The following is a 15,619-nucleotide window of genomic DNA, read 5'->3' on the forward strand; positions in this document are numbered from 1 at the left end:
TTTTCATGCGTTGTTTTCGTTGATCAGGCGTTTCAACAGCTCAACCTCATGGCCGAGCTTGGTGTCGCCGGAAATCAGTTCCTCGATCTTGCGCACGGCATGCAGAACCGTGGTGTGATCGCGACCGCCGAAACGGCGACCGATCTCGGGGAAAGACCGCGGCGTCAGCATCTTGGCCAGATACATGGCGATCTGGCGTGGCTTGACGATGACGCGGGTGCGGCGGTTGGACACCAGCTCCTGTCGCGACACATTATAGTGCTTGGCGACGATGCGCTGAATATCCTCGATGCGTACACGCTTGGCCTCACCCGTCCCGACGAGATGCGACAGCAGCTCATCGACACGATCAACCGAGAGGTTCGGCTCGAAGGAGCGACGGAACATCAGCTGGTTGAAGGCGCCTTCCAGTTCGCGTCCGCTTGCCGTCACGCTTTTGGCCACATGGGTCAGGATTTCATCCGAAATCTCGAAGGACGGATCGTCCTGCCGTGCCGAGCCGAGGCGGCGGTTGAGCATTTCATAGCGCATGTCGTAGTCGGGACCTTCGATCTCGATGGCCATGCCGCCCTGAAGACGGGAACGGACACGCGGATCGAGCGATTCCAGCTCCCACGGCGCTCGGTCAGCCGCAACCACGACCTGCTTGGCGCTGTCGAGCAGCATGTTCAGCAGATGGCAGAATTCGTGCTGGATCATCTTGCCCTGCAGGAACTGCATGTCATCGATGACGAGCAGGTCGATATTGCGCAGCGTGTCCTTCAGCGTCAGCGCGTCATTGTCGCGGATCGCAGTGGCAAAACGCCACATGAAATATTCGGCCGTCAGATAGACCACGCGCGGATTGCGTGGGCTGTCAATGGCGGCATTGGCGATTGCCTGCAGAAGATGCGTCTTGCCGAGGCCGACACCCGCATGGATGAACAGCGGGTTGAAGCGCACGGCGCCGGCACCGGCTTCGGCGATCGTCTTTGCCGCCGCAAGGGCGACGCGGTTGGACGAGCCTTCGACAAAGGTATCGAAGGTGAAACGTGTGTCGAGCGGCGAACCGAACAACGGCCCGGAACCGCCCTGACGCATGGTCGCCTGCGAAGCCGCAGGCTGTGCGGCAGGCGTCGCGGGCTGCGACGGAATGAAGGACTTGTTACGCTGAACCGCGCCGACTTCCGGAACGGGCTGCGCCCTTTCCTCGGTCTGAGCCGGACGGACCGGGCGGCTGGCCGAGCGGACCAGAATCTCCACCTTCAGCACATCCGGATCCTCGCTCTGGACGAGGTTCGTGATCAGATCCATGTAACGGTTGTTGATCCAGGACTTCAGAAAGGTCGTCGGAACGGTAAAACGGACGACGCTTTTCGAAACGGAATGGAGTTTGAGCCGTGCAAACCAGCTTGCATAGACCTCCGGACCAACCTGTGCCTTGAGCCGCGCGCTAAAACGTTCAAACAGCGCATCGTGCGTCATTGCCGATTTGTCCCCTGCCGCATCTGAGCAAGCTGCATCACGCGTCTTTGGTGCGCGGTCCCCATCAGCCACCGCACCCATCGCCAAATTCAATTGCATATTGCCGCCTTTCAAATTGCCAATCATAGCCTGACGATCAAAAATCGATCGCCAGAGATCCCCCTCGTATATTTTTGCCTCCAGCGTTCCTCTCGAAAGAACGTCAAAGGCGACTACTCGTTTGCGAGCCGGTTATCCCATTTCCCTCCCCCTCATGGAGAGGCCTGCGACACGCTAAAACGCTCCTTTCGTTACAACCTTAAGGCGCATTCTTGAGGACAAAAAACTCCCGCCCGTTCCGGAGACCGAAACGGCACAAAAAGCTCCATGACCTGAAAAAACGGACCCCGAAAGACCCGCCAGCAAGAAGGTGAATATCGTCGATACGATCATCGAGATAATCTGTGGACTGAGATCCGCACCCCTTGTTGAAATGCATTTAGGCAGGATCGTGGGGAGAGATCAATGGCGTTTTTTCTGCAAAAACTCAGATCGGCCATTGACTCGCAAAGGCCGTTTTGCATCACCGACGAGGTGCGAAGCAGAATCGCTTATGAATCAATGAGATTCAATTTTGGCAATTTTTGAGAGCTGATTTTGGCAAAAAAATAAAAATCTTCTTGACTCAAAACTAGCCGCGACTTCCGTAGAGAAAGCCCCCGAGTTTTCCAGAGACCTCCAGCAAGCCGTTGTTTTTATTACAAATTTCCTGTCGTCCATCTGACATGCGTTTGTCACGTTACGGCAGCAATGGTTAACGGGCAGTTAGAATCACAAAAAGCCCGGTCAAAAGACCAGGCTTTTTGAATAATTATTTGTGATTAGCCGGATTAGGCGGAAAGAGCCTTAACGCGCTGTGCGAGACGCGACACCTTGCGGGATGCGGTGTTGCCGTGCAGAACGCCACGGGTGGCGGCGCGCTGGATCTCGGGCTGAGCTGCCTTCAGAGCTTCGGTGGCGACTGCGAGATCACCGGAAGCGATGGCTTCCTCGACCTTGCGGATGAAGCCGCGAACGCGCGAACGGCGAGCCTTGTTGACTGCGGTACGGCGAGCGATCTTGCGGGTCGCCTTTTTCGCCGAAGTTGTATTGGCCATGTATGCCTCTCTTCGAATTCAAACCAAATTCCGCAACCATAGGATCGGGTCGTTCGAAGACCTCACGTAACCCAAGAATGCGGGAGTAATTTCGGACAAGCCGGATGGCTTTCCTTAACCGTGGGCGGGCATATACCGCTAAAGCTTACGCCCGTCAACGCGCAAAACGCTTAAAAGCGCCGATATTCCGAATCCTTAGCGATTCCGGAAAGCGGGTTTGCGCTTTTCCACGAAGGCGGCCATGCCCTCCTTCTGATCCACTGTCGCAAAGAGCGACTGGAAGGATCGTCTTTCATATCTCAGTCCTTCCGCAAGCGGCACCTCGAAGGAGCGATTGACGCTTTCCTTGGCCATGAGAACGGAAGCTCGCGACAGGGAAGCGATGCGGGTTGCCGCCTCCACCGCCTCGTCCATAAGATTTGCAGCCGGCACAACACGCGACACGAGACCGGCGCGCTCAGCCTCCGCCGCATCCATCATGCGCCCGGTCAGAACCAGATCCATGGCCTTCGCCTTGCCGACCGCCCGTGTCAGCCGCTGCGAGCCGCCCATGCCAGGGATGACGCCGAGGGTGATTTCCGGCTGGCCGAATTTTGCCGTGTCCGAAGCGATGATGAAATCGCACATCATCGCCAGCTCGCAGCCGCCGCCCAGCGCAAAGCCGGATACGGCGGCGATGACCGGCTTGCGGGTGGCCGCAACCTCGTCCCAGCCGCCGAGAAAATCGCCGACATAGGCATCGACGAAATCCAGTCCCTGCATTTCCTTGATATCGGCGCCTGCCGCAAACGCCTTTTCCGAACCGGTGATAATGATCGCACCGATGGAATCATCGGCGGAAAACGAAGACAGAATGTGCCGCAGCTCTTTCAGAAGCACCGAATTGAGAGCGTTGAGCGCCTTGGGGCGGTTGAGGGTGATGACACCCACCTCATCGCGTTTCTCGACCAGTATCGTTTCATAGTCCACGGCAATCTCCCCTTCCGGCACTCCGGCTCCGTTACTTCTGGCAGGCGGCGCAATAAAAAGTCGAACGACCGGCCTGCACCACCCTTTCAACCGTACCCCCGCAGCCGGGTGTCCGGCAAGGCTGGCCTTCCTGATCGTAGACCGAAAAGGAATGCTGGAAATAACCGAGCGTTCCGTCCGTCTGTATATGGTCTCGCAATGAGGAGCCGCCAGCGGCGATGGCGTCGGCGATCACGTCGCGGATTTTCTCCGTCAGATCGACGAGCTGTGCTTTGGGCTTGCCACCTTTCGTCACCAGCGTTCCCGCCGCCCGCAAAGGCGAAAGATGCGCGCGCCACAGCGCCTCGCAGACATAGATATTGCCGAGACCGGCAATAACCTTCTGGTCCAGCAGCGTGCTTTTCAGGGGCTGGCTTTTACCTTCAAACCGGCTCGCCAGATAATCCGCGCTCAGCGCATTGCCTGTCGGCTCCGGGCCAAGCTCGGCAAAGGCAGGATAAAGGTCGAGCTTGTTGCGCTCCACCAAATGCATGAAGCCGAAGCGGCGCGGATCATTATAGATCACGCAGACACGCTCTCCTCCTTTATCCAGATGAAAGACGACATGGTCATGCTTGCCGTCTTTGGAACGGGCATGGTGAAACACGCCGGGGGCATCACCGGCCTCACCCACCTCCGCCTCGATGCGGAACGAGCCGGACATGCCGAGGTGGGAAACGATGGTCAGCCCATCCTCCAGTTCGATCAGAAGATATTTCGCCCTGCGCCCGAGCGACAGGATTTTCTTACCTTCGATAAGCGCTGCAAAATCCTGCGGGAATGGAAAGCGCAAATCGGGGCGGCCGAGATGGAGCCTGCGGACCCTTGCGCCTTCCATGGCGGGCGCAAGGCCGCGTCTGACGGTTTCGACTTCTGGCAATTCTGGCATCTGGCTTATCCGACAGTTTATCGTTAGGACCATGTGGTCTATACAGTGCACGCGAAATGTCGCGCCCAGGCGATGCGGCAACAGATAGCGTTGCCATGGCGTTTCCGCTATGGTCCGCCACGCAATAAATATGGAGACAGACGATGACCGACGCCCGTACCACTGCCCAAGGCGGCATGGAAACGTCCTATGGCTTCCACAAGGTGGACGAAGGCAAAAAGCAGGGGCTGGTCAACGAGGTCTTCCACAAGGTGGCCAAACGCTACGACATCATGAACGATGTGATGTCGGCTGGCCTGCACCGACTGTGGAAAGACGCCATGGTCTCTTCGCTTTCGCCGCGCAAGGATGCGTCCTACAAGGTTCTGGACGTTGCCGGCGGCACTGGCGATATCGCCTTCCGCATCATCGAAGCCTCCAACCGCCTGGCGCACGCCACCGTTCTCGACATCAACGGCTCAATGCTGGCCGTCGGCGAAGAACGCGCGATAAAAAAGAAGCTTTCCGACAATCTGACCTTCGTGGAAGCCAATGCCGAGGAACTGCCTTTCGAGGCAAACAGTTTCGACGCCTATACAATCGCGTTCGGCATTCGCAACGTACCGCGCATCGACGTCGCGCTGAAGGAGGCCCATCGCGTGCTGAAGCGCGGCGGGCGGCTGCTTGTGCTGGAATTTTCCGAGGTCGAAATGCCATTGCTTGACCGCGTTTACGACGCCTGGTCGTTCAACGCCATCCCGCAATTCGGCAAGATGATCACGGGTGACGCCGAGCCCTATCAATATCTGGTCGAATCGATCCGCAAATTCCCCAATCAGGAGGATTTCGCGACGATGATCCGCACCGCCGGCTTCTCCCGTGTCACCTATACCAATTACACCGGCGGCATCGCCGCCCTGCATTCCGGCTGGAAGCTTTAAGATCATGGCCGGCAGACGCAGGAGACAAGCATAAGCATGAGTACTTTGGGCGCATATTTCCGCCTCGCAAGGGTTGGCTGGGTTCTTGTGCGCGAAGGCGTCGTGCTGGCCCTGCCTTCCGATGACCTGCCTGCTCCCGCCCAATTGTTGAAAGCGCTGCTGAAGCCGTTCGCCCGCAGCAAGGCGAAAAGGGCGCAGCGCAGCGACCGTCTGGCGGTGGCTGTGGAGCGGCTGGGTCCTTCCTATGTGAAGATGGGTCAGTTTCTCGCCACCCGACCGGATGTGGTGGGCGCCGACTTCGCCGACGATCTCGCGAGCCTTCAGGACCGCATGGCCTTTTTCCCGGCGGCTGCGGCGAAAGCCAATATCGAAGGCTCGCTCGGCCGTTCGGTGTCCGATCTCTACAGGGAATTCGGCGATCCTATCGCCGCCGCCTCCATTGCCCAGGTTCATCCGGCAACGGTGGATACGCCGAAGGGGCCGCGCAAGGTGGCCGTCAAGGTCATCCGCCCCGGCGTGCGCCAGCGTTTCCAGAACGATCTCGAGGCGATGTATCTGATCGCCGATCTGCAGCAGCGTTTCGTCCGCTCCGCACGTCGCCTGCGCCCGGTCGAGGTGACACGCACGCTGGAGCAGACCACCAAGATCGAGATGGATCTGCGGCTCGAGGCCGCCGCCCTTTCCGAACTTGCGGAAAACACCAGGGACGATCCCGGATTCCGAGTTCCCGAGGTCGACTGGGAACGCACCGGGCGCGATGTCGTCACCATGGAATGGATCGACGGCGTCAAGATGTCGGACATCGAAGGGTTGAAGGCCGCCGGCCACGACCTGAACAAACTCGCCGACACGCTGATCCAGTCCTTCCTGCGGCACACGTTGCGCGATGGCTTCTTCCATGCAGACATGCATCCCGGCAATCTCTTCGTCGATGCTGAGGGCGAGATCGTCGCCGTCGACATGGGCATTGCCGGACGTCTCGGCAAAAAGGAACGCCGCTTCCTTGCCGAGATCCTCTACGGCTTCATTACCCGCGATTACATGCGGGTGGCGGAAGTGCACTTCGAGGCTGGATACGTGCCGGGCCATCACGATATAGCGAGCTTCGCCCAGGCGATCCGCGCCATTGGCGAGCCGATCCACGGCCAGCCGGCCGAAACGATCTCCATGGGCAAGCTTTTGACCCTGCTGTTTGAAGTGACCGAGCTTTTCGACATGGAAACGCGGCCGGAACTGGTGATGCTGCAAAAGACCATGGTGGTGGTGGAAGGCGTGTCGCGCATGCTCAATCCGCGCTTCAACATGTGGAAGGCGGCAGACCCGGTCGTCGGCGGCTGGATCAGGGACAATCTCGGCCCGAAACGCATCGTCACCGATCTGAAGGACGGCGTGAAGGCGGCCCTCAAGCTTGCCGAGGCAGCGCCGGAGATCGCCGCCAAGACGGAGAAGCTGCATTCCGAATTGATGTATATGAGCGAGAACGGCCTGCGTTTCGACGCGCAGACGGCGGAAGCCATCGGCAAGGCGGAAGCGCGCCACACCAAATGGGGACGGGCGGCACTCTGGGTCATAGCGCTGACGCTTCTTTACATCGCAATCAGGATAAGCTGAGCATCTCGGCACCGGTGAGTGCCATGTTTGTGTAATGCATTGGAACGATAAGGGCCTGATCTCCAATCGAGACAGGTGATCGATGCGGGGTAAGGGCTACTTTGATGCCTGCGCGGAATTGCGCCGGCGGTATAGACGGATGATGCCGGACGGGATTTGATTTTGATGGCAAAAGCTCAAGTACTGAAAGAGGCCCTTTCCTATTCTTCGTGGCCGCTGGTGTTCGTCGGCGGCCTCGTGGGGTCCTATTTCGCTTTCACGAGCAGCCATCCGATCGCGGCCTTTTTGACCGTTTATGCGGGCGCGGTTTTGAGCCTGTTTCTTCTCGAACGCTATATTCCCTACGAAATCCAATGGCTTGAGGGTGATGGCGAGACCGTTAACAGCATCGGCCATACGCTTTTGACGAAAGGGCTGGTCCAGCTCGCAGCCGCCGCAGCGGCAATCTTCCCGATGGTGACCGCCAATGTGCTGCAGCCGCTCGCCGCCATGCGTTTCGACCTGTGGCCGTCTCATCTGCCGATGATCGTTCAGGTCGCCCTTGCGGTGACGATTGCCGAATTCGGCCTCTACTGGTCCCATCGTATTGCGCATGAAACCGTATTCTTCTGGCGTTTCCATGCACTGCATCACAGCGTCGTGCGGCTCTGGGTCGTCAATACGGGACGGTTCCATGTGGCCGATTCCCTGTTCAAGATCGCGCTCAGCCAGATTCCGCTCTATTTCATGGGTGCGCCGCTACAGGTTTTCTGGTGGCTAGGTGCCGTTACCGCATTCATCGGTATTTTGACCCATTGCAACGTCGATATGAAAACGGGGCCGCTCGATTACGTGTTTAGCACCCCACGCCTGCACCGCTGGCACCATTCGAAGCAGCTTCCGGAAGGAAACACCAATTACGGCGAGAATCTCGTCTTCTTCGATCTGATCTTCGGCTCCTACCATAATCCCGACAGGCCTTCTTCCACCGATATCGGTATCAAGGGCAAGATTGCGAAAGGATTCCTGCCGCAGCTCCTGCAGCCCTTCACCAAGGAAGGCGTCCGTCAGATCATCGGCAAGGACACCAAACTCGACTGAACCGAAAAACTACAGGGCACGCGCAGTATCGATCACGATACCGAGTTCGCCCCGCAGTTTTTTGGTCAGACCGGCTGCGACAAGCTCATAGGAGCGACGCACATAGTGCTCCAGTTCTTCCTGTTCGAGCGGGGAATGATCGCCAATCGATATCCATTTGCGTTTGGCGAAATAGGGCGCCTGCCCTATGCCTTCCAGCGAGGTCAATATTTCGAAGCTCTCTTCCGAGCATTTCACGACCAGCCGCCAGTCCTCCCGCTCGCCAAGCACGGCAAAGACCTTGTCGCCCACCTTGGCGACATGGGAATCCCACTGATCGACAAAACGCACGCCCGGCCATTTGCCGAGCACCTTGTCGAATGTCTTGCGATCGAACAGGCTCATGCGAGTTTCTCCGCAATCAGGGCCGCCAGGCGTTTTGCAACGTCGGCCTTGTCGAGATCCGGCCAGGCGTCGATGCCATCTGCGGAAATGATCTTCACGCTGTTGCGATCCCCGCCCATGATGCCGGTTTCCGCCGAAACATCATTCGCGACGATATAGTCCGCCCCTTTGCGCTCCAGCTTCGCCCGGCCGTTCTTCTCGACATCCTGCGTTTCGGCTGCGAAGCCCACCACAATCTTCGGGCGTTTTTCATGGTGGCCGACGGTTTTGAGAATATCGGGATTTTCCGTCAGTTGCAGCGCCGGCGGCGCATCGCCCGGCTGCTTCTTGATCTTCTGCTCCGACGAGCCCGTCACCCGCCAGTCGGCGACGGCGGCGACCATGACGGCGATATCCGCCGGCAGTCTCGATATCACCGCATCGCGCATCTCCTCGGCGCGCTCGACATGGATCGTCGTGACGCCGGCAGGATCGGCGATGGTGACCGGGCCGGAAACCAGCGTAACCTCTGCCCCCAGTTCCGCCAGAGCCGCCGCAATGGCATGGCCCTGCTTGCCCGAGGAGCGGTTGGCGATGTAGCGCACCGGGTCAATCGGTTCATGCGTGGGGCCGGAGGTGACGATCGCCGTTCTGCCCTTCAGCGGCTTTGGCCCCTCATCCAGCAATGCCGCGATGGCTTCGACGATCTGCAATGGCTCGGCCATACGGCCAAAACCAGCCTCGCCCTTCTCCGCCATCTCGCCGGCCATGGGTCCGATGAAAAACACGCCGTCTTTTTTCAGCGTTTCGACATTCCGCAGCGTGGGCTTTGCCGCCCACATTTTCGGGTTCATCGCCGGTGCCACCAGCACCTTTCGATCCGTCGCGAGAAGAATGGTGGAGGCAAGATCGTCTGCCAGACCATGTACCATCTTCGCCATCAGATCGGCGGTGGCGGGCGCCACAAGCACGAGGTCGCAGTCACGCGCCAGCCTGATATGGCCGACATCCTGTTCATCCTGCCGGGAAAAGAGATCGGTGAAGACATGGGTGGCGGAAAGTGCACCAACGGCAAGCGGCGTGACAAATTCCTGGGCGCCCTTCGTCATCACCGGCGTCACCTTAGCGCCGCGCTCCTTCAGGCGGCGGATGAGATCGAGGCTCTTATAGGCCGCGATGCCGCCAGAGATGATGAGGAGAATATGTTTGCCTGAAAGCGTCATGATGCCGGACCAGTTTCCCGTTTCAGGGGAAACTAAGCCCTTGGCATACAAAGTGCAATCACGCCTTTGTCACGCCGCCTTGGCGACATGATATTCCTTGATCGCGACCATCTTGATCGCCGGAAAACGCTCGGACTCATAGCGGAGCGAGAAAGCGTCCTGCGCCAGAAACACCGGATCGCCATCCAGATCGCGGGCGATATCGCCGCGCTTGACGTTGAGGAACTTGTCCATTTCCGCCGGCTGATCGGAAGAAATCCAGCGGCAGACGGAAAAGCGCGACATTTCGAAGGAGACCGGCAGGCCATATTCGCCCATCAGGCGCTCCTTCAACACGTCGAGCTGCAGCGCGCCGACAACGCCGACGATGGCCGGCGAGCCGTCTTCCGGCGAAAAGAGCTGCACGACGCCTTCTTCCGCCATCTGCTGCAGGGCTTCCTTCAGTTTCTTCGCCTTCATGGCGTCTTCCAGACGCACGCGACGCAGGATTTCCGGCGAAAAGTTTGGCACGCCCTGGAAAACGAGGTTTTCACCCTCGGTCAGCGTATCGCCGATGCGCAGCGTGCCATGGTTCGGGATGCCGACCACGTCGCCCGCAAAGGCCGTATCGGCCAGCTGGCGCTGTGAGGCGAAGAAGAACTGCGGCGCAGTGAGGCCCATCTGTTTGCCGGTGCGAGCAAGCCGCGCCTTCATGCCGCGCTCCAGCTTGCCGGAGCAGATGCGGGCAAAAGCGATGCGGTCACGATGGTTCGGATCCATATTGGCCTGAATCTTGAAGACGAAGGCCGTCATTTTTTCTTCAGCCGCATGTACGGTGCGGGTATCGGCCACCTGATCGCGCGGCGGCGGCGCGAAATCGCCAAGCGCATTGATGAGGTCACGCACACCGAAATTGCGCAGCGCCGAACCGAAGAACACCGGCGTCATATGACCTTCGAGAAACGCCTGACGATCGAAAGGACGGCAGGCTTCCAGCGCCAGTTCGGTTTCTTCGACGAAAAGATGGCGCTCATTTTCCGGCAGGCGATCGGCAACCGCCTGCGGACCGTTGACCGGCATGGCTTCCACCTGCGTATCGACGCCACGGAAGGTGCTGTCGGCGAGATTATAGGCGCCGCAGAAGGTCTTTGCCCGACCGACCGGCCAGGTGATGGGCGCGGTATCGAGCGCGAGCTTCTCTTCCACTTCATCCAGTATCTCGAAGGGGTCGCGGCTTTCGCGGTCCATCTTGTTGATGAAGGTGATGATCGGAATATCGCGCATGCGGCAGACTTCGAAGAGTTTTAGCGTGCGCGGCTCGATACCCTTGGCGGCGTCGATGACCATGATCGCCGCATCCACCGCCGTCAGCGTGCGGTAGGTATCGTCGGCGAAGTCCTCGTGGCCGGGCGTATCGAGAATGTTGAAGACACGGTCGTTATATTCGAAGGTCATGACCGAGGTAACGACCGAAATGCCGCGCTCACGCTCGATCTTCATCCAGTCCGAACGGGTCTGGATGCGGTCCTTCTTCGCCTTCACCTCACCGGCAAGCTGGATCGCTCCGCCGAACAGCAGCAGTTTTTCGGTAAGCGTGGTCTTACCCGCATCCGGGTGCGCGATAATAGCAAAGGTGCGGCGGCGGGAGACCGCCTCGGCAAGTGTTTCGGCCATCTGACAAATCCTGTGGAATTGCGGGCTATCTAGCGTTTCAGGCCCGGTTTTGCAATTGACCTTGCCGCGATCTCGGCAAACTAATGCCGCATGACCCTTCAAAACGACAATCGCCCCCCTCTCCGGCTCGTCCGCCTCGCCAATGGCGCTGACCTCGAATTGCCGTCATACGAAACCCGTGGCGCCGCCGGCATGGACCTGCGCGCTGCCGTACCTGCCGGTGAACCGCTGACACTGCAACCGGGCGAACGCGCCCTGGTCCCGACCGGTTTCATCTTCGAGGTTCCGCAGGGATACGAGGCGCAAATCCGCCCCCGCTCCGGCCTCGCCATCAAGAACGGCATCACCTGCCTCAACTCTCCCGGCACGGTGGACAGCGATTATCGCGGCGAGGTGAAAGTCATCCTCGCCAATCTTGGCCAGGACGTTTTTGTCATCGAGCGCGGCATGCGCATTGCGCAGATGGTGATTGCGCCGGTAACCCAGGTTGTTGTGAGTGAGGTGACGGAGACCTCGCAGACGGCGCGGGGCGCCGGCGGTTTCGGCTCCACCGGGGTTTAGCGACGCCGCTAGGACAGACGCGCGGACTGATTGTCTTTACCCGGCAATTTCGTTATGGATTTAGCGGATTTTTCGGGAAACACGATCATGACGCTGACGACCCTTTTCGCCTATGCCACCGCCCTCTTCATCGCCGCTGCCATTCCCGGCCCCGGCATGACGGCGATCGTGGCGCGGGCGCTGGGTTCGGGCTTTCGCGAAACCTTCTTCATGGGTCTCGGGCTGGTGTTGGGCGACATGATTTACCTGACCGCTGTGATCCTGGGCCTGGCCTTCGTCGCGCAGACCTTTCAGGAAGCCTTCATGGTGCTGAAATTCGCGGGCGCGGCCTATCTCCTTTATATTGCCTGGAAGCTTTGGACCGCCGGTCTGCTGCCACAGGAACTGAAGGCCAAGAAAAGCACCAGCATGCCCATGTCCTTCCTGTCCGGACTGCTGATCACGCTCGGCAACCCGAAAACCATGCTGTTTTATGTGGCGCTGGTGCCGACGCTGATCGATATCCGCATGATCGGCCCTTCGGAATATGCGACCCTTCTCGCCATCACCTTCGTCGTGCTGATGGCGGTTCTCCTGCCTTACATCCTGCTTGCGGCCAAGGCGCGTAACCTCCTGAAAAGGCCGAGCGCCTTGACGATCCTCAACCGCACGGCGGCGGGTATTCTGGCCGGAACCGCCACCATGATCGCGATCCGCAGCACGTAAAACAAATTCGTGCATTTATGCGATTTATCGTGAAATTATTCCTGCAATTTAGGGATATTAGGACGAACGTTCGCTAGCTTGCGAAAGCTATTGCTCCTATTCTGCCGCTCAAATCTTGCGGTCTTACACAGGAGAGCATCATGCCCGAAGCCAGAAAGCCCGGACGCGGACGCGTCTATTCCTCGATTACGGAAACAATCGGCGACACACCGATCGTGCGGCTCGACAAGCTGGCGAAGGAGAAGGGCGTGAAGGCCAACCTTCTCGCCAAACTCGAATTTTTCAATCCCATCGCTTCCGTGAAGGATCGCATCGGCGTCGCCATGATCGAAGCGCTGGAAGCGCAGGGCAAGATCACCCCCGGCAAGACCACGCTGGTGGAGCCGACATCCGGCAACACGGGCATCGCGCTTGCCTTCGCCGCCGCCGCGAAGGGCTACAAGCTGATCCTGACCATGCCTGAAACCATGTCGGTTGAACGCCGGAAAATGCTGGCCCTGCTCGGCGCCGAACTGGTTTTGACCGAAGGTCCCAAGGGCATGAAGGGCGCCATCGCCAAGGCGCAGGAACTGGCCGAGACCCTGCCTGACGCCATCATTCCGCAGCAGTTCGAAAACCCCGCCAATCCCGATATTCACCGCAAGACGACGGCTGAAGAAATCTGGAACGACACCGAAGGCACGGTCGATATTCTCGTCTCGGGTATCGGCACCGGCGGCACCATCACCGGCACGGGTCAGGTGCTGAAATCCCGCAAGCCCGAGGTGAAGGTGATTGCCGTCGAGCCCGCGGACAGCCCGGTTCTTTCCGGCGGCAACCCCGGCCCGCACAAGATTCAGGGCATCGGCGCCGGTTTTGCACCCGCCATCCTCGATACCGGCATTTATGACGAGATCGTCACCGTGACCAATGACGAGGCTTTCGAAACCGCACGTCTGGCGGCAAGGCTGGAAGGCGTGCCGGTCGGCATCTCCTCGGGTGCGGCGCTGGCGGCGGCAATCAAGGTCGGCGCGCGGGAAGAAAATGCCGGCAAGAACATCGTCGTCATCATTCCTTCCTTCGCGGAACGCTACCTTTCGACAGCGCTTTTCGAAGGCCTTGGACTTTAAGCCAAACTTTCAAGCGCGGTACGATCGCGCGCGAGATTAGCGAATATTCTTATGTGCCGCCGGCTCCGCTGGCGGCACAATGTTTTTTCAGGGAAGGCACAAAAGGCGACCTTCTGGGAGCATATCCGGTTTAGACGGAATCGTTGGACGTTCTCTACTTCTTTGTTTTTACACACTTTCCCGAAAAAAACCGCTTCGTGCTTTTACTGGAAATGCTCTATGCCGCCGCCGTCAGCCTTTCGCCAGCGATACGATAGGACACGGCTTCCGCCACATGGATACGGCCGACCGTCTGTTTGCCATCCAGATCGGCCAGGGTGCGGGCAACCTTGAGAATGCGATGATAACCGCGCGCGGAGAACTTCAGCCGCTCGGCCGCATCGCGCAGCAATTGCAGTCCGGATGCATCCGGCTCGGCATATTTTTCTATCAGGGTCGTCGTGCAGCGGGCATTGGTGCGAATGGCGGCAAATCCCGCCGCCGCGTAACGTTCCTGCTGCGCAAGGCGCGCCCGGGCGACACGGGCGGCAACCGCGGCACTCGGCTCGGACGCGACGGGGCGGATGAGATCGGCGGCGGAGACGGCGGGAACGTCGATGCGGATATCGATACGATCCAGCAGCGGGCCGGAAATGCGGGCCTGATAATCCGTCACACAACGCGGGCCTCGGGCGCAGGTGAAGCCCGGCTCTCCCGCCATGCCGCAACGGCAGGGGTTCATCGCCGCAACGAGCTGGATTTCCGCCGGATAGCTGACGCGATGATTGGCCCGCGCAATGATGCATTCGCCCGTTTCCAGCGGCTGGCGCAGTGCATCCAGCACCTGCGGCGAAAATTCCGGGAACTCATCCAGAAAAAGAACGCCGTGATGGGCGAGCGAAGCCTCACCCGGCTTGGCGCGAAGCCCCCCGCCGATCAGCGCCGCCATGGTAGCGGAATGGTGCGGGGTGCGGAACGGCCTGCGGTCCGAAAGCTTGCCGCCGGACAATTGGCCCGCGATGGAATGGACCATGGACACTTCCAGCAATTCCGCCGCCTCCAGCGGCGGCAGGATGGAAGGCAAGCGGGCTGCGAGCATGGATTTGCCGGAGCCGGGAGGCCCGACCATGAGCAGGTTGTGGCCGCCGGCGGCCGCCACCTCCAGCGCGCGCCGGGCGCTCTCCTGTCCTTTGATATCCGCTAAATCCGGCAGATTGACCGGGTTGGCGCGGATGGCGGGCGTCGGGCGCGCGAGAAGCTGGGTGCCGCGAAAATGATTGGCCAGCGCAATCAGGCTGCGCGGGGCGAGAATATCGATACCGGCGCCGGCCCAGGCCGCTTCCGGTCCGCTTTCAGCCGGGCAGATCAGCCCCTTGCCAAGCGCATTTGCGCCGATCGCCGCCGGCAGGGCGCCCGAAACCATACCGATGGTGCCATCGAGATTGAGTTCGCCGAGAACCACATAACGTGCCAGCATTTCTGCCGGTATCGCGCCCAAAGCGGCCATGAGGCCAAGCGCAATGGGAAGATCGAAATGCGATCCTTCCTTGGGCAGATCGGCAGGCGCGAGATTGACGGTGACTTTTTTTGCCGGCAGCGCCAAACCGGAGGCATGCAGGGCGGCCTGCACCCGCTCGCGGCTTTCGGCCACCGCCTTATCGGGCAGGCCGACAATCTGGATGCCCACCTTTCCCGGCGCGACCATGACCTGCACCTCGACGGGCACACCCTCTATGCCCTGAAATGCAACCGTATTGACCCTTGCCACCATGGCCTGCCCCCGCAAACCGGCCGCGCTGGTCAGAGCTTCATGCCCTATCGCGGCCACCCGCAAGCAACGTGCCACAGGGCAAAGAATAAAACAAGAACATCCAGCGAACAATTTCTCGCTGACGATGTATTTTAGTTGTGTCTAGTT

Annotated in this window: 14 protein-coding genes; 6 read left to right on the forward strand and 8 right to left on the reverse strand. The window is 59.5% G+C overall.

Annotation, left to right across the window (positions count from 1 at the left end; translation table 11 throughout):
• Positions 1-3: 3 nt before the first annotated feature.
• The 4 genes from dnaA to mutM all read right to left on the reverse strand — a co-directional run bounded on the left by dnaA (position 4) and on the right by mutM (position 4,497).
• A complete protein-coding gene (gene dnaA, locus ACQZ5N_RS12595; RefSeq protein WP_448733069.1) occupies positions 4-1,464 on the reverse strand; it encodes a chromosomal replication initiator protein DnaA in 1,461 nt (486 codons plus the stop codon).
• A gap of 869 nt (positions 1,465-2,333) precedes the next feature.
• Positions 2,334-2,600 carry a 30S ribosomal protein S20 gene (gene rpsT / locus ACQZ5N_RS12600; protein WP_003493474.1) on the reverse strand — a complete coding sequence of 89 codons (267 nt, stop codon included), beginning with the start codon at positions 2,598-2,600 and terminating at the stop codon, positions 2,334-2,336.
• A 195-nt stretch (positions 2,601-2,795) separates the two neighbouring features.
• On the reverse strand, positions 2,796-3,569 hold the full coding sequence (locus ACQZ5N_RS12605) for an enoyl-CoA hydratase (protein WP_003520092.1): 774 nt from the start codon (positions 3,567-3,569) through the stop codon (positions 2,796-2,798).
• A 31-nt stretch (positions 3,570-3,600) separates the two neighbouring features.
• Positions 3,601-4,497 carry a bifunctional DNA-formamidopyrimidine glycosylase/DNA-(apurinic or apyrimidinic site) lyase gene (gene mutM / locus ACQZ5N_RS12610; RefSeq protein ID WP_448733070.1) on the reverse strand — a complete coding sequence of 299 codons (897 nt, stop codon included), beginning with the start codon at positions 4,495-4,497 and terminating at the stop codon, positions 3,601-3,603.
• Positions 4,498-4,640: 143 nt separating this feature from the next.
• On the opposite strand from mutM, the gene ubiE reads away from it, so the two are divergent.
• The 3 genes from ubiE (at position 4,641) to olsE (ending at position 8,108) form a co-directional block, all read left to right on the forward strand.
• Positions 4,641-5,417 (forward strand): bifunctional demethylmenaquinone methyltransferase/2-methoxy-6-polyprenyl-1,4-benzoquinol methylase UbiE, encoded by a 777-nt coding sequence (ubiE, locus tag ACQZ5N_RS12615; RefSeq protein WP_448733071.1) that lies wholly within the window; start codon positions 4,641-4,643, stop codon positions 5,415-5,417.
• Positions 5,418-5,453: 36 nt separating this feature from the next.
• Positions 5,454-7,028 carry a 2-polyprenylphenol 6-hydroxylase gene (gene ubiB, locus ACQZ5N_RS12620; protein ID WP_174055925.1) on the forward strand — a complete coding sequence of 525 codons (1,575 nt, stop codon included), beginning with the start codon at positions 5,454-5,456 and terminating at the stop codon, positions 7,026-7,028.
• A 165-nt stretch (positions 7,029-7,193) separates the two neighbouring features.
• Positions 7,194-8,108, forward strand: coding sequence for an ornithine lipid hydroxylase OlsE (olsE, locus tag ACQZ5N_RS12625; RefSeq protein ID WP_065654590.1), 915 nt, complete (start codon positions 7,194-7,196; stop codon positions 8,106-8,108).
• A 9-nt stretch (positions 8,109-8,117) separates the two neighbouring features.
• On the opposite strand, the gene ACQZ5N_RS12630 is transcribed toward olsE, so the two are convergent.
• From ACQZ5N_RS12630 to ACQZ5N_RS12640, 3 genes are all read right to left on the reverse strand, one after another.
• Positions 8,118-8,492, reverse strand: coding sequence for an MmcQ/YjbR family DNA-binding protein (locus ACQZ5N_RS12630; RefSeq protein WP_003520098.1), 375 nt, complete (start codon positions 8,490-8,492; stop codon positions 8,118-8,120).
• The gene (gene coaBC / locus ACQZ5N_RS12635; RefSeq protein WP_448733072.1) at positions 8,489-9,694 is read right to left on the reverse strand and encodes a bifunctional phosphopantothenoylcysteine decarboxylase/phosphopantothenate--cysteine ligase CoaBC; all 1,206 of its coding nucleotides are present in this window, start codon (positions 9,692-9,694) and stop codon (positions 8,489-8,491) included. The genes ACQZ5N_RS12630 and coaBC overlap by 4 nt, the downstream gene beginning before the upstream one ends.
• Before the next feature lie 69 nt (positions 9,695-9,763).
• Positions 9,764-11,347, reverse strand: coding sequence for a peptide chain release factor 3 (locus ACQZ5N_RS12640; RefSeq protein ID WP_003520100.1), 1,584 nt, complete (start codon positions 11,345-11,347; stop codon positions 9,764-9,766).
• Between the two features lie 90 nt (positions 11,348-11,437).
• On the opposite strand from ACQZ5N_RS12640, the gene dut reads away from it, so the two are divergent.
• From dut to cysK, 3 genes are all read left to right on the forward strand, one after another.
• Positions 11,438-11,908, forward strand: coding sequence for a dUTP diphosphatase (dut, locus tag ACQZ5N_RS12645; protein ID WP_035264085.1), 471 nt, complete (start codon positions 11,438-11,440; stop codon positions 11,906-11,908).
• An 87-nt stretch (positions 11,909-11,995) separates the two neighbouring features.
• The gene (locus ACQZ5N_RS12650; RefSeq protein WP_003520102.1) at positions 11,996-12,613 is read left to right on the forward strand and encodes a LysE family translocator; all 618 of its coding nucleotides are present in this window, start codon (positions 11,996-11,998) and stop codon (positions 12,611-12,613) included.
• 140 nt (positions 12,614-12,753) lie between these two features.
• Positions 12,754-13,722, forward strand: a complete 969-nt coding sequence (cysK, locus tag ACQZ5N_RS12655) for a cysteine synthase A (RefSeq protein WP_003520103.1) — start codon at positions 12,754-12,756, stop codon at positions 13,720-13,722.
• 217 nt (positions 13,723-13,939) lie between these two features.
• Here the strand turns inward: cysK and ACQZ5N_RS12660 are convergent, their stop codons facing one another.
• Entirely contained in the window at positions 13,940-15,472 is a 1,533-nt protein-coding gene (locus ACQZ5N_RS12660) for a YifB family Mg chelatase-like AAA ATPase (protein ID WP_448733073.1), read from the reverse strand.
• Between the last annotated feature and the right edge of the window lie 147 nt (positions 15,473-15,619).

Source organism: Agrobacterium sp. 22-221-1 (genome assembly GCF_053522445.1).

Bases quoted from the DNA above. Each gene is read 5' to 3' on its own strand.
- mutM (WP_448733070.1), bottom strand. From the start codon at position 4,497: ATGCCAGAATTGCCAGAAGTCGAAACCGTCAGACGCGGCCTTGCGCCC.
- rpsT (WP_003493474.1), bottom strand. From the start codon at position 2,600: ATGGCCAATACAACTTCGGCGAAAAAGGCGACCCGCAAGATCGCTCGC.
- ACQZ5N_RS12660 (WP_448733073.1), bottom strand. From the start codon at position 15,472: ATGGTGGCAAGGGTCAATACGGTTGCATTTCAGGGCATAGAGGGTGTG.
- ACQZ5N_RS12650 (WP_003520102.1), top strand. From the start codon at position 11,996: ATGACGCTGACGACCCTTTTCGCCTATGCCACCGCCCTCTTCATCGCC.
- olsE (WP_065654590.1), top strand. From the start codon at position 7,194: ATGGCAAAAGCTCAAGTACTGAAAGAGGCCCTTTCCTATTCTTCGTGG.
- cysK (WP_003520103.1), top strand. From the start codon at position 12,754: ATGCCCGAAGCCAGAAAGCCCGGACGCGGACGCGTCTATTCCTCGATT.
- dut (WP_035264085.1), top strand. From the start codon at position 11,438: ATGACCCTTCAAAACGACAATCGCCCCCCTCTCCGGCTCGTCCGCCTC.
- ubiB (WP_174055925.1), top strand. From the start codon at position 5,454: ATGAGTACTTTGGGCGCATATTTCCGCCTCGCAAGGGTTGGCTGGGTT.
- coaBC (WP_448733072.1), bottom strand. From the start codon at position 9,694: ATGACGCTTTCAGGCAAACATATTCTCCTCATCATCTCTGGCGGCATC.
- ubiE (WP_448733071.1), top strand. From the start codon at position 4,641: ATGACCGACGCCCGTACCACTGCCCAAGGCGGCATGGAAACGTCCTAT.
- ACQZ5N_RS12640 (WP_003520100.1), bottom strand. From the start codon at position 11,347: ATGGCCGAAACACTTGCCGAGGCGGTCTCCCGCCGCCGCACCTTTGCT.
- ACQZ5N_RS12630 (WP_003520098.1), bottom strand. From the start codon at position 8,492: ATGAGCCTGTTCGATCGCAAGACATTCGACAAGGTGCTCGGCAAATGG.
- dnaA (WP_448733069.1), bottom strand. From the start codon at position 1,464: ATGACGCACGATGCGCTGTTTGAACGTTTTAGCGCGCGGCTCAAGGCA.